Raw genomic sequence first — 12938 nt, forward strand, 5'->3', positions numbered from 1 at the left:
CTTAGTGGATCTTGGTCAATTCCCGTGGACGACAGCCCAGTTGTGGATAACTCCACCACCCGAACCAGCTACAGACAACAGCCACAGTCCCCAGCCGCAGCCACAGCCGCAGCAGCCATCAGCTACAGACCCGAGCCACGCACCAACCGCCCCGGCTACGTCCGAGGCGACACCACGGCACCGAGCAGCCCCGGCCCCGTATGCGCCCCGATCACCGCTCCCACCTCGCTGACATGCAGCTCACCGAGGCCCGGCACCCGCTCACGCAGCCAGTCCGCGAGGGCCTCCGCCCGCTCCGGTGCCGCGAGGTGATGCACGGCGATGTCGACCTGCCCGCTGCCCGCCCGCTCGGCGACGATCTCCTGGAGCCGCGCGATCGCCTTCGACGCCGTACGGACCTTCTCCAGGAATTCGATGCGGCCGCCGTCGAGCTGCAACAGCGGCTTGACCGCGAGGGCCGAGCCGAACAGGGCCTGCGCGGCCCCGATCCGCCCGCCCCGGCGCAGATAGTCCAGGGTGTCGACATAGAAGTACGCGGAGGTGCCCGCGGCCCGCTTCTCCGCCGCGGTGACCGCTTCGTCGACGGTGCCGCCGGCGTCCGCCGTCTCCGCCGCCGCGAGCGCGCAGAAGCCGAGCGCCATGGCGACCATCCCGGTGTCCACCACCCGCACCGGGACGGGGGCCTCGCGCGCGGCGAGGACCGCCGCGTCGTAGGTCCCGGAGAACTCGGCCGACAGGTGCAGCGAGACGATGTCGGTGGCGCCGGACTCGGCGACCTTGCGGTAGGTCTCGGCGAACAGCTCGGGGCTGGGTCTCGACGTCGTCACCGGGCGGCGCTTCTGGAGCGCCTCGGCGAGCGAGCGCGCGGAGATCTCCGTGCCCTCCTCGAGCGCCCGGTCGCCCAGGACCACGGTCAGCGGCACCGCCGTGATGCCGTGGCGCTCCATCGTCCGCTGCGGCAGGTAGGCCGTTGAATCGGTGACGATCGCGACATGGCGGGACATGCACCGGAGATTACCCGGCGGGGCCCGCCGTCGGCAGCCCGGCCCCCGACGACCGGTCTCTGTCGGCCAGCGAGCGGCCGGGGATCAAGTCGTACTCTCCGGACGGGGTTTCTTCTGCCACGGATACACCGGACGTACACCTGGCGGCGTGATCGCGGACCGGTCCGGCTTCTTCCGCCCGGCCGCGGCGGACCCGGTGGACCCGGCCGAACCCGAACCCGAACCCGAGCCCGAACGCGAACTCGAACTCGCATCCGAACCCGGTGCCGCCGAGGAGTCGGAGGTGGTCTCGGCACTCGTCCAGTGCCGCAGCGCCCCCGCCTCCACGTCGATCTGGCTCCGCAGCGAGTCCAGGTCGTCGCTCGCGAACCGGGTGGCCCGGTCCCGGGCCGCGTGCCGCAGGGCGTCGGCGGACTGCGCGATCTGTTCCGTACGTGCCTTCAGCTCCGGCAGCACCCGCGCGACCTGCTTCTTGTCGGGCTCACCCTCCAGCCGCTTGAGCTCGTCGTCCAGCTCGTGTCCGTGCGCGCTCAGCCGCCCGAAGAGGTCGAGGGACTCCTTGAGGCTGGCGTCCTCCGCCACGCGCGCGTGCAGCGCGTCCTGCGTGGCGCGCATGGAGCCGCGCAGCCTCAGCCGCAGCTGAGCCAGCTCGCTGGCCGCGCCGGGCTGGAAGCTCTTGGCCCGCAGCGTGGTGTCCTCCACGGTCCTGCGCGCCTGCGCCACGGTGCGGTCCACCCCGCGCTTGGCCGCGCCGACCGCCTTCACCGTCGCGTACGCGCCGAGGGCCACGAACGCGATGAAGATCAGCGCCACGATCACCAGCACAGCTTCCACGGCGCTCCTCCGATTCGTCCGCCCGCCCCGTCCGAGCCTTCGGACCCGTACTCCCACCGTAAACGGACCGGGCAGGCCGGGGGTTCCAGCGGAACCCCCAACCTGCCCGTAGGGAACAACCCTGAGTGCCTTCGGCGGGCACCCCGTTCACGTCACGCGGGCACGATGTTCACCAGCTTCGGCGCCCGCACGATCACCTTGCGGATACCGGCGCCGTCCAGCGCCGCGACGACCTTCTCGTCCGCCAGGGCGATCTTCTCCAGCTCCTCGTCGGAGATCGACGGGGAGACCTCCAGACGCGCCTTGACCTTGCCCTTGATCTGGACGACGCAGGTGACGGCCTCGTCGACCACGTAGGCCGGGTCGGCGACGGGGAAGTCCTGGTGGACGACCGAGTCGGTGTGGCCCAGCTTGCGCCACAGCTCCTCGGCGACGTGCGGGGCCAGCGGCGCGATCAGCAGCACCAGGCGCTCGGCGACCGAGCGCGGCAGCGCACCGCCCGCGTACGACTTGACCAGGTGGTTGTTCAGCTCGGTGACCTTGGCGATGGCGGTGTTGAACCGCATGCCCGCCAGGTCGCCGCGCACCCCGTCGATCGCCTTGTGCAGGGCGCGCAGCGCGGCCTCGTCGATGTCCGCCTCGGCGACGTCGGCGACGGTGATCTCGCCGGTCTCCTCGTCGACGACGTTGCGCCACAGGCGCTGCAGCAGCCGGAACTGGCCGACGACCGCGCGCGTGTCCCACGGCCGCGACACGTCCAGCGGGCCCATCGCCATCTCGTACAGGCGCAGCGTGTCCGCGCCGTACTCCTCGCAGATCTCGTCCGGCGTGACGGCGTTCTTCAGGGACTTGCCCATCTTGCCCAGCAGCCGGGAGACCTTCTCGCCCTGGTAGAAGTACGCGCCGTCGCGCTCCTCCACCTCGGCGGCGGGTACGGCGATACCGCGCGCGTCCCGGTAGACGTAGGCCTGGATCATGCCCTGGTTGAACAGCTTGTGGAACGGCTCGGCCGACGAGACGTGGCCCAGGTCGAACAGCACCTTCGACCAGAAACGGGCGTACAGCAGGTGCAGCACGGCGTGCTCGGCGCCGCCCACGTACAGGTCGACACCGCCGGTGGGCTGGCCCTCGCGGGGGCCCATCCAGTACTGCTCGACGGCCGGGTCGACCAGCTTCTCGCTGTTGTGCGGGTCCAGGTAGCGCAGCTCGTACCAGCACGAACCCGCCCAGTTGGGCATGGTGTTGGTCTCGCGGCGGAACGGGCGCGGGCCGCGGCCGTCGCCCAGGTCCAGGGTGACGTTGACCCAGTCCTCGTTGCGCGACAGCGGCGTCTCGGGCTCGGTGTCGGCGTCGTCCGGGTCGAAGGTGCGCGGGGTGTAGTCGTCGACCTCCGGCAGCTCCAGCGGCAGCATCGACTCGGGCAGCGGGTGGGCGATGCCGTCCTCGTCGTAGACGATCGGGAAGGGCTCGCCCCAGTAGCGCTGCCGGCTGAACAGCCAGTCGCGCAGCCGGAAGTTGACCGTGCCGTGGCCGATGCCCTTGCGGGCCAGCCACTCGGTCATCCGGGCCTTGGCGTCGGCGACGCCCAGGCCGTCCAGCGCGACCTCGTCGTTCGAGGAGTTGACCAGCTTCGCCTCGTACGCGACGAAGGCGTCGTCCCACGTCGTCGTGTCGGTGCCGCGCTCGTCGGAGGGCTGGACGACGCAGCGCATCGGCAGCTCGAAGGCGCGCGCGAACGCGAAGTCGCGGGCGTCGTGCGCGGGCACGGCCATGATCGCGCCGGTGCCGTAGCCCATCAGCACGTAGTCGGCGATGAAGACCGGGACCTGCTCGCCGCTGACCGGGTTGATCGCGTACGCGCCGGTGAAGACGCCGGTCTTGTCCTTGGCCTCGGCCTGACGCTCGACGTCCGACTTCGAGGCGGCCTGCTTGCGGTAGGCGGCGACGGCCTCGGCGGGCGTCGCGTGGCCGCCGGTCCACACGTCGTGGGTGCCCTCGGGCCAGGCGGCCGGGGTGATCTTCTCGACCAGGTCGTGCTCGGGTGCCAGCACCATGTAGGTGGCGCCGAACAGGGTGTCCTGGCGGGTCGAGAAGACGGTGATGACGTCATCGCTACAAGCAGAGCCCGCGTCGAAGCCGAAGTCGATCCGGGCGCCCTCGGAGCGGCCGATCCAGTTGCGCTGCTGCAGCTTGATCGCCTCGGGCCAGTCCAGGCCGTCCAGGTCGTCGATCAGGCGGTCCGCGTAGGCGGTGATGCGCATGTTCCACTGGCGCAGCTTGGCCTTGAAGACGGGGAAGTTGCCGCGCTCGGAGCGGCCGTCGGCGGTGACCTCCTCGTTGGCCAGGACGGTGCCCAGGCCCGGCGCCCAGTTCACGGGCGCGTCGGAGGCGTACGCCAGGCGGTACTCGCCCAGGATGTCGGCCCGCTCGGCCTCGCTCAGCGCGCTCCAGGAACCGCCGCCGGGGACGGCGCGCTCACCGGTCTCGAACTGCTTGACCAGCTCGGCGATCGGACGGGCCTTGTCCAGCTCGTCGTCGTACCAGGAGTTGAAGATCTGCAGGAAGATCCACTGCGTCCACTTGTAGTACTCCGGGTCGATCGTGGCGAACGACCGGCGCTTGTCGTGGCCCAGGCCCAGGCCGCGCAGCTGCGCCTTCATGTTCGCCATGTTGGCCTCGGTCGACGTGCGCGGGTGGGTGCCCGTCTGCACGGCGTACTGCTCGGCCGGCAGGCCGAACGCGTCGAAGCCCAGGGTGTGCAGCACGTTGTGGCCGTTCATGCGCTGGAAGCGCGCGAAGACGTCCGTGGCGATGTAGCCCAGCGGGTGGCCGACGTGCAGGCCCGCACCCGAGGGGTACGGGAACATGTCCATGATGAACTTCTTCGGGCGGGCGGCGACCGCTCTGGCCTCGTCGGTGTCCCCGGCCAGGTCACCGCTCGGGTTCGGCGCCTCGTAGGTGCCGTTCTCGTCCCAGAAGTCCTGCCAGCGTGCCTCGATGTCGGCGGCCATGGCCGCCGTGTAGCGGTGCGGCGCGACCGCCGCCTCGGAAGCAGCGGCGGTATTCGTCTCGCTCATGATCCTCAAAGCTCCATCGATCGTCTCTGCCGGCGGCCAGTGCTCAAGAAATGAAAAAGCCCCTCGCACAGGAGGGGACGCCGCGCCGATGCCGACCTCACGCCAGGGGCGGGTCGGGACTGATCAGCGCGGCTCACTAAGCAGAAGGCGTACGGCACGCATGGCGTCAGGGTACCGCAGCCCCCGATCGGGCCGCGACGGACTTCCCCGCGCCCCACCGGACACGCGGGGTTACTCCGCGTACCACCCTCTATCGGGGCATCACAAATACCAGGCTTCCTCTAGATAACGGCGAGATAACTCAAACCTCGTACTGGCTGGTATGCGGCGACCTAGAGTGCGGGCTGTGGGTCCACTGTGCCGAACCTTTCGGAGTCGCCCCCATGAACCCTCGAACCCCTCACATAGTGAACTCCCCTCGTACGAGCAGGAGTTCACGCACCACCGGTAAAAGCCGCCGCGCGACCACGGGGGTGTTCAGCGCGGCGGTGCTCCTGCTCGGCCCCTTGATCGTGGTCACAGGGAGCGACGCCTTCAGAGCGGCGCTCGACTTCACCACAGGGGTGCTGTCCCTGGTCTCGCTCTCGGCGTCCGTCGTCTGGGGCCTGGTGGCCTCGGACCGCCTGTTCCTCACCTCCCGGCAGCGGCTGCTGTCCCAGGCCGTCCACCGGGCCACGGCGGTCGCCTCGCTGGGTTTCCTGCTGCTGCACGTCAGCGTGAAGCTGGCGCTCGCGCACGTGACGCTCATCGGGGCGCTCATCCCCTTCGGCACGGGCGTCACCGGCAGCAGCGGGCTGATCGGCCTGGGCGTGCTCGCCGGGCTCCTGATGGTGACCACCGGCATCACCGGCGCGCTGCGCAGCTCGATGGCCTCCCCGGCCCGGCTCGCCGCCCGCTGGCGCGCGACCCACATGCTCGCCTATCCGGCCTGGTGCTTCGCCCTGATGCACGGCCTGTACGCGGGCAGGCCCCCGAAGACGTACGTGATCGTCCTGTACTGCCTGTGCCTGCTCGCGGTCGCCGGCGCCGTGGCCCTGCGCGCGGCGCCGAGGCCCGTGAAGGCGAAGGTGGCGGCCCGCATCCTCACGCTCCTCGACCGTGACGCCCGCGCGGTGCGCGGCTCACGCGGGTTGCGCGGCGCCCGAGGCGGGCGCGCCGACGGTACGGGCCGCGAGAGCCTGGCCGACCAGGTCGCCCGTGCCCCGCGCCCGGACGGTTTCGCGGCCGAGCGCCCCCTGTCGGGGTACGAGGTCCCGGCGCGCCCCGCGCCGTCCGACGCCGGGTTCGCGGCCGCCTACCGCGCCGTGTCCGCCGCCGCCCCGCACGCGGAGGCGGTCACCGAGTCGATCCCCTACGTACAGGCGACGCCCTACCCGGCGCCCACGGAACCGCCGCCCTCCAGGGAGCCCCTGAAGGACATGGAGGCCATGGACCCCCTGACGGCCCCCCTGAGCAGCGTCGAACCGGCCGCCACCCAGCGCTGGCCCGCGCCCTCCCCGCCGCCACCGGCCGAGGCCCCGCCGTCGGCGTACGACCCCGCGTACGACACGCCTTATGGAGGCGTGCCTCAGTACGAGGCCACCTATGGAAGCGCGTACGGGAACGACGCCGCCTACGGGGCCTACGGCAACCCCGCTCAGAACACCACCGGCAGCGGCGCACCCGCCGCACCGCCCCCGGACCCCTTCCAGCCGCCGTCCTCCGGTGAGCCCTGGTCCACGCCCTACGGAGGACCGCAGTGAACACGGCACTGCCCGACGTCCCGGAAGTGCGCGTCGTCGGGCTTCCCCAGCTCACCGCCGGGTTCGACCTGGTGGAGCGGCTCGATCTCGACATGCATCTGAAGGTGCACGGCCCGCTGGAGCCCCTGGCGGGCGAGCAGCTCGCGCAACTGGCCCAGGCGGTGTCGCTGCGCGGCCGGGGCGGCGCGGGCTTCCCCTTCGCCAAGAAGCTGCGCGCGGTCGCCGAGTCGGCGATCCGGCGCGGGGTGCGCCCCGTGGTCGTCGTCAACGGCAGCGAGGACGAGCCGGCCTGCCGCAAGGACACCGTGCTGCTCAACCGGGCGCCGCACCTGATCCTCGACGGCGCGCTGCTGGTCGCCGAGGCGCTGGGCGCGCGCACCCTCGTCGTGGGTGTGACCCGCGACTCCACCGAGGCCTCGATGCAGGCGGCCTTCGCCGAGCGCGGCCTGGGCAACCGGCGAAACGCCCCGCTCCGCGCGCGCGTGCAGCGCAATCCGGTGCGCATGGTGACCGGGGAGTCCTCGGCGCTGATCCGCTCGGCGGACGGCGGCCCGCCGATGCCGCCGGGCCGCAAGGTCCGCGCCTCCGACTCCGGGGTGGGCGGCGCCCCCACGCTCCTGTCGAACGCGGAGACCTTCGCGCAGCTCGCCATCGCCGCCCGCACGGGCCCCGAGCGCTACTGCCGCACCGGTCTGCACGACGAGCCCGGCACGGTCCTGCTCACGCTCTCCGGCGCGGTCTCCCGCCCCATGGTCCTGGAGGTCCCCTCCGGCGTCCCGCTGCGCTACGTCCTTCAGCTGGCCGGCGCTCCCCCGCTCCCCCAGGGCGTGCTCACGGGCGGCTATCACGGCAGGTGGCTGGATGGTGTCGGGGCGCAGGACGCGATCGTCTCGCGGGCCTCCCTGGAGGCCTGTGGCGGCGCTCTGGGCGCGGGCGCGATCCTGCCGATCGGCCCGGACACCTGCCCGCTCGGCGAGTCCCTGAAGGTCGCGCAGTGGCTGGCGGCGGAGAGCGCGGGCCAGTGCGGTCCCTGCTATCTCGGGCTCCCCGCGGCGGCGCGCGGCCTGGAGGACGTCCTGAACGGCGGCGGCCCGACCGCCCTGGAGGCGCTGCGGGAGGTGACCCGCGCGGTGAAGCGCCGGGGCGCCTGCAAGCACCCCGACGGGTCGGCGGCGTTCATCGAGTCGACGATCTCGGCGTTCACCGACGACCTCGCCGCGCACGTCCTGGGCGCCGGGTGCGGCCGGCCGGTGCGCGGAGTGCTGCCGCTGCACACCGAGGCACCGGCCAGCGCGGCGCCCAGCGGCAAGCGGCTCGCCGTCGACTGGACGCTGTGCCAGGGCCACGGCCTGTGCGCGGACATCGTGCCGGAGCTGATCCAGCTGGGCCCCGACGGCTTCCCCTCGGTCGCGGAGGCGGCGGTGCCGCGCTACTCGGAGGCGAACGCGGTGCGGGCCGTACGCCGCTGCCCGGCCCTCGCCCTGCGCATCGAGGGAGACCCCGCGGCGCTCCCGCCACGCCCGGCCCTGCCACCCGCACTGCCACCGGGCCGCAGCCGCGCGCGCAGGTAGCCGGACACACGAAAGCGGGCCATCCGAATCGGATGGCCCGCTTTCAATTCCTGTGGAGCTAAGGAGAATTGAACTCCTGACCTCCTGCATGCCATGCAGGCGCTCTACCAACTGAGCTATAGCCCCTTGCGATGTACTGCCGTGGTGTCCTTCAGGTCGTCCCTGTCGGTTTCCCCGGCGGCGACGCCAACATTACACGGTCCCCTGGGTGCACCACCAAATCGTTTCCCATCTGCCCCACCTTGTTGGGAAAAGATCCTTATGCGGCCACTACGGTGCGTCCCGTGACCGCGCTCGTCCTGCCCCGTACCCACCGCCGTGTCTCCGTATCCCTGGGAGTCTGTCTGCTCTCCTTCGTGAGCTTCTGGATCGCCCAGCGCGCGGCTCACGTCTCCATGATCGACCTGCTCGTCTACCGGGCGGAGGGCGCGACCGTACGGGCGGGCGGCGACCTGTACGCGCTCAGAGCGACCCCGGCCGGACTGCCGACCACCTACCCGCCGTTCGCCGCACTGCTGTTCACCCCGCTGACCCTGCTGGACCTCGCGTCCCTGCGCGCCGCGGCGACAGCCCTGAACCTCGGCCTGCTCGTCGCGTTCGTCCATCTCTCCCTGCTGCTCGTACGACGGCACGCGCGCGTGGAGCACTCGTTGTGGGTGGCGGCGGGCGCCGTGTGGTGCGAGCCGGTGTGGACGACCCTGCGCTACGGCCAGGTCAACCTGCTGCTCGCGGTGCTGGTCCTGGGGGACCTGACCCGGCGCCCCGGGCACCGGTGGGCGGGGGTGGGCATCGGGGTGGCCGCGGCGATCAAGCTGACCCCGGCGCTGTTCGCGGTGTTCCTGCTCTGCACGGGCCTCGCTCTGGCGGTCACCCGTGGCGCGTGGCGGCCGTGGCTGCGGGCGGCGTGCGTGGCGGCCGGCACGTTCGCCGGGGTCACGGCGCTGACGGCCGTGGTCCTGCCCCACGACTCACGCCGCTTCTGGACCCGTACGGTCTTCGAGGCCAGCCGGGTCGGGCACGCCGAGGAGACCGCGAACCAGTCGCTGCGCGGCGTACTGGCGCGACTGCTGCACACCGACGACCCGGGCCTGTGGTGGGTCCTGGTGGCGGCCGCGGCGGGTGCCGCGGGCCTCGCGGTGGCGGTCGCGGCGGCGCTGCGCGGACGGCGGGCGCTCGCCGTGGTGGTGTGCGCGACGACGGCGCTGCTGGTCAGTCCGGTGTCCTGGTCGCACCACTGGGTGTGGTGCGTGCCGCTGGTCCTTGTCGTGTGGGAGGCGGGCCGGCGCCGTACCGCGGCCGTCCTGGGGGTGCTGTTCTGCAGTTACGCCCTGTGGTGGGTGCCGCACGGCGGGGACCGGCCCGAACTGCACCAGAACGGTGTCCAGTTGGTTCTGTCCGCGCTCTACGTAGGAGTGAGCTGCGCCTTCCTGGCGTCCGCGGGGGTCAGGCTGTGGCGAACGAGTAGAACCGCTTGAGGGTGCAGTGCTCGTCCAGCAGGCGGCCGTAGATCGGCTCGCCCTCCAACTCCCGGTAGGTCTCGATCGGGTCGCCTTTTATGATCAGCGCCCGCGCGCACTCCTCGCACCAGTACTGGTACTCGGGGTTGAGGGGTTCCATGTCGCGCACGATGGGCGTACCCCTGCCGCACCAGTCGCACTTCCTCCTGTGAGACCCCATGTCGATCTGCTCAGCTCCAGCTGTGGCCGCAGGCCGTGCACACGTACGAGACCCCGCCGTTGTCACCCAGCATCTGGGCGACATGGGAGGAACCGCAGGACGGACAGTTGAGAAGCACCCGGGTGCCGCGCGAGGCGACCTCCCGGGCAGGGGGCTCGGCCGCGGACGGGAACAGGGGCTCGGCGGGCGTCGCGGTCACGCCAAGGAGGCGGTCGGCCTCCTCGTTGATGCTCGCGGGCATCGCGCACTCCCTCCCGTCGGGCCGTCTTCATCGGTCGGACGCAGCCCCCTCCCGGCCGTCCGATTCTGCCACGGCCGGAGCAATACGGTCAGCGACGCCTGCGTACCAGTCCGGACACGGCACCCGCACCCGCCACCGCGGCCAGCGCATAGGCGCAGATCAGGAGCGCGTCCGAAGAGCTGTACGCGCCGAGGGGCCGCTCTGTCTCAACGCGGCCGAGGAAAAGTGTCCCGAACCCGGCTACACCGATCAGCATGCCGAGCTGGGTCACGGTGGTGAGCAGTCCGCTGGCGTCGGCCGCGTCCTCGGGCCGCACCGTCGCGAGAGCCCCCGTGAGCGTCGGGCTGAAGGCGAGCGCGAGGCCCGCGCCGATCACCACGAAGGCGAGATACAGCCCGGCTCCGCCGTCGCCCCCGCCGTGCAGGGCGAGCCCGGTGCCGAGTGCTCCGGCCGCCGCGAGCCCGAACCCGGCCGGGATCAGGGCGCGTTGCCACCGCGCCGGCCAGCGCCGCCAGGTCAGCCCCACGGCGCCGAACGCGACCGCGGTGGGGGCGACGGTCAGCCCGGCGCGCAGCGGGCCGTAGCCGAGGCCGCTCTGGATGTGCAGAGTGAGCGCGAAGAGATAGCCGGCGTTCACGGCCATCACGGCGAGCACCTGGAAGGCGGCCGGGCGGATGCCGGGCAGCCGCAGCACCCGCGGCGCGATCAGCGGCGCCCCGCCGCGCCGGGCGAGCGCGGACTCGTAGCCGCGGAACAGGGCGAAGAGCACGGCACAGGACGCCAGGCAGAGCCAGGACCACAGTGGCCAGTCCGCCTCCTGGCCGAGCACCAGCGGCACGGTCAGCAGCGACACCGAGCCGCCGAGCAGCACGAGCCCCACGAGGTCGAGGCGGCGGCCCGCGCCGCGGTCGGCGTCGGCGGGCAGCGCGCCCCGGCCGAGGACCAGCAGGGCGGCGCCGACCGGCACGTTCACCAGGAACGCCGCGCGCCAGCCGGTGCCGAACAGATCGGCGCCGACCAGCAGCCCGCCGAGCACCTGCCCGGCGGCGGCGCCCACCGCGAGGACCGCCGCGTACAGGCCGAGCGCCCTGGTGCGGGCCTCGCCGGCGAAGTGCCGCTGGACGAGGCTGAGCACCTGCGGCACCAGCAGGGCGGCACCGGCTCCCTGCACCATGCGGAAGGCGATCAGCTGACCGCCGCTCTGCGCGAGGCCGCAGGCGAGCGAGGCCGCGGTGAACAGGGCGAGCCCGCCGAGCACGGCCCGCCGGTGCCCGAACAGGTCGCCGAGCCGGGCGCCGGTGATGAGCAGGACGGCGTACGTGATGGTGTACCCGGCGACGATCAGTTGCAGCGCGGCGCCGGACGCGTCGAGCTCGGTGCGGATCGTGGGGGCGGCGACGTTCACGATGAACACGTCGAGGACCGCCATGAACTGCGCGGCCAGCACCACCGCGAGCAGCCGTCCACGACCGGTCGCGGGGCCGTTGTCGGTGCCAGGCGCTTTACTGGATCCGGGAGTTGGGGATCGGGGACTTTCCGGGACGGTTGTCGTCATGCCTGGAGCGTGACGGCGATCGGACACGGGTACCGAGAGCCCACTGATGCTGGTACCGGCACCACCCGGTTCGTGCCTTCCGGGGTCCGGTACCGGGGACGGACGATGGGGGATGTGACGACGATGACCACGACGGAGCGGACCACGGGCAGGTCGCCGGACCGCCGCAGGCCGGAGCTGGGCGCCTTCCTGCGCGGTCGCCGCGCCAGAGTCACCCCCGAGGACATGGGCATGCCGGCGGGCCCGCGCCGGCGCACCCCGGGCCTGCGCCGCGAGGAGGTAGCCCAGCTCTCCGGCGTCGGCGTCACCTGGTACACGTGGCTGGAGCAGGGCCGCCCGATCAACGCCTCGCCGCAGGTCCTGGACGCGGTCGCGCGCACCCTGCGGCTCGACCGGCCGGAGCGCGAGCACCTGTACCACCTGGCGGACGTCCCGTTCGCGTCCGCGCACGAGGACCCCGGGCAGTCGGTGAGCCCCCAGGTGCAGGGCATCCTCGACTCGGTGTACCCGATGCCCGCGGTGGTCTACAACGGCCGGTTCGACCTGCTGGCGACCAATGCCGCCTACCGGGCGCTGTTCATCGTCGTCCCCACCCCGCCGCCCCGGATCGCCAATGCGCTGCGGACGCTCTTCCTCGCCCCCGAGGGGACCTGTCCGCTGGTGAACCGGGAGGCGGAGCTGCCGGTGATGGTGGCGACCCTGCGCTCCGGCTACGGACGCCATGTGGGCGAGCCCGCCTGGGAGGGCTTCATCGGCGAGCTGGCGGCGGCCAGCCCCTACTTCGCCGGGCTGTGGGAGAGCGGCGACGTCGTGCCGCCGGGGCCCCGTGTGAAGACGTTCCGGTGCGACCGGGCGCCGGGCGAGCTGCGGATGACGTCGACGTCCCTGTCGATCGACGGGATGCCGGAGTGCCGGATCGTCGTGTACTCGCCCGCGGACGACGCCACCCGCGCCTATCTGGACACCGAACGGGACAACGAGCCGGACAACGAGAAATCCCGCCCCTGACGGGACGGGATTTCTTTATGTGGAGCTAAGGAGAATTGAACTCCTGACCTCCTGCATGCCATGCAGGCGCTCTACCAACTGAGCTATAGCCCCTTGCTTCCATTCGGTTTCCCGCCGGTTTCCCCGGCGGCCCGAACAAGAAGAACTTTAGCCTGCGACCTGCCAGAAAGTGAAATCCGGCCCCCGTGCCCCGGGGACCGGCCACGAACGTGCCTCGCGGGGGCCTCAG

The 12938-nt window shown here is 72.1% G+C and carries 10 protein-coding genes and 2 tRNA genes; 4 read left to right on the forward strand and 8 right to left on the reverse strand.

Annotation, left to right across the window (positions count from 1 at the left end; translation table 11 throughout):
• Window positions 1-155: 155 nt before the first annotated feature.
• From ACFVDP_RS26605 to leuS, 3 genes are all read right to left on the reverse strand, one after another.
• Window positions 156-1004 (reverse strand): DegV family protein, encoded by an 849-nt coding sequence (locus ACFVDP_RS26605; protein WP_383494482.1) that lies wholly within the window; start codon window positions 1002-1004, stop codon window positions 156-158.
• A gap of 84 nt (window positions 1005-1088) precedes the next feature.
• A complete protein-coding gene (locus ACFVDP_RS26610; RefSeq protein ID WP_383494485.1) occupies window positions 1089-1838 on the reverse strand; it encodes a hypothetical protein in 750 nt (249 codons plus the stop codon).
• Between the two features lie 152 nt (window positions 1839-1990).
• A complete protein-coding gene (gene leuS, locus ACFVDP_RS26615) occupies window positions 1991-4915 on the reverse strand; it encodes a leucine--tRNA ligase (protein WP_383494489.1) in 2925 nt (974 codons plus the stop codon).
• Between the two features lie 407 nt (window positions 4916-5322).
• On the opposite strand from leuS, the gene ACFVDP_RS26620 reads away from it, so the two are divergent.
• Together ACFVDP_RS26620 and ACFVDP_RS26625 are read left to right on the forward strand one after the other, a co-directional pair.
• Window positions 5323-6657, forward strand: coding sequence for a cytochrome b/b6 domain-containing protein (locus ACFVDP_RS26620; protein ID WP_383494492.1), 1335 nt, complete (start codon window positions 5323-5325; stop codon window positions 6655-6657).
• Window positions 6654-8228 carry an NADH-ubiquinone oxidoreductase-F iron-sulfur binding region domain-containing protein gene (locus ACFVDP_RS26625; RefSeq protein ID WP_383494495.1) on the forward strand — a complete coding sequence of 525 codons (1575 nt, stop codon included), beginning with the start codon at window positions 6654-6656 and terminating at the stop codon, window positions 8226-8228. Before ACFVDP_RS26620 ends, ACFVDP_RS26625 begins: the two co-directional genes overlap by 4 nt.
• 53 nt (window positions 8229-8281) lie before the next feature.
• Here the strand turns inward: ACFVDP_RS26625 and ACFVDP_RS26630 are convergent.
• A tRNA-Ala gene (locus ACFVDP_RS26630) sits at window positions 8282-8354 on the reverse strand.
• 158 nt (window positions 8355-8512) lie between these two features.
• Here ACFVDP_RS26630 and ACFVDP_RS26635 point away from each other — a divergent pair.
• Window positions 8513-9703: a glycosyltransferase 87 family protein gene (locus ACFVDP_RS26635; protein ID WP_383494498.1), complete on the forward strand. Its 1191-nt coding sequence runs from the start codon at window positions 8513-8515 to the stop codon at window positions 9701-9703.
• Here ACFVDP_RS26635 and ACFVDP_RS26640 read toward each other — a convergent pair.
• The 3 genes from ACFVDP_RS26640 to ACFVDP_RS26650 form a co-directional block, all read right to left on the reverse strand.
• Entirely contained in the window at window positions 9672-9905 is a 234-nt protein-coding gene (locus tag ACFVDP_RS26640) for a hypothetical protein (RefSeq protein ID WP_383494501.1), read from the reverse strand. The two genes, ACFVDP_RS26635 and ACFVDP_RS26640, sit on opposite strands and share 32 nt — an antisense overlap.
• Window positions 9906-9915: 10 nt before the next feature.
• On the reverse strand, window positions 9916-10146 hold the full coding sequence (locus tag ACFVDP_RS26645) for a hypothetical protein (RefSeq protein WP_383494504.1): 231 nt from the start codon (window positions 10144-10146) through the stop codon (window positions 9916-9918).
• 88 nt (window positions 10147-10234) lie between these two features.
• Entirely contained in the window at window positions 10235-11701 is a 1467-nt protein-coding gene (locus tag ACFVDP_RS26650; RefSeq protein ID WP_383494507.1) for an MFS transporter, read from the reverse strand.
• 105 nt (window positions 11702-11806) lie between these two features.
• Between ACFVDP_RS26650 and ACFVDP_RS26655 the strand changes: the two genes are divergently transcribed.
• Complete coding sequence (locus tag ACFVDP_RS26655) at window positions 11807-12709, forward strand: helix-turn-helix transcriptional regulator (protein ID WP_383494510.1); 903 nt, start codon at window positions 11807-11809, stop codon at window positions 12707-12709.
• Window positions 12710-12729: 20 nt separating this feature from the next.
• Here the strand turns inward: ACFVDP_RS26655 and ACFVDP_RS26660 are convergent.
• A tRNA-Ala gene (locus tag ACFVDP_RS26660) sits at window positions 12730-12802 on the reverse strand.
• Window positions 12803-12938 lie beyond the last annotated feature (136 nt).

The organism is Streptomyces sp. NPDC057694, assembly GCF_042799415.1.
GTDB lineage: Bacteria > Actinomycetota > Actinomycetes > Streptomycetales > Streptomycetaceae > Streptomyces.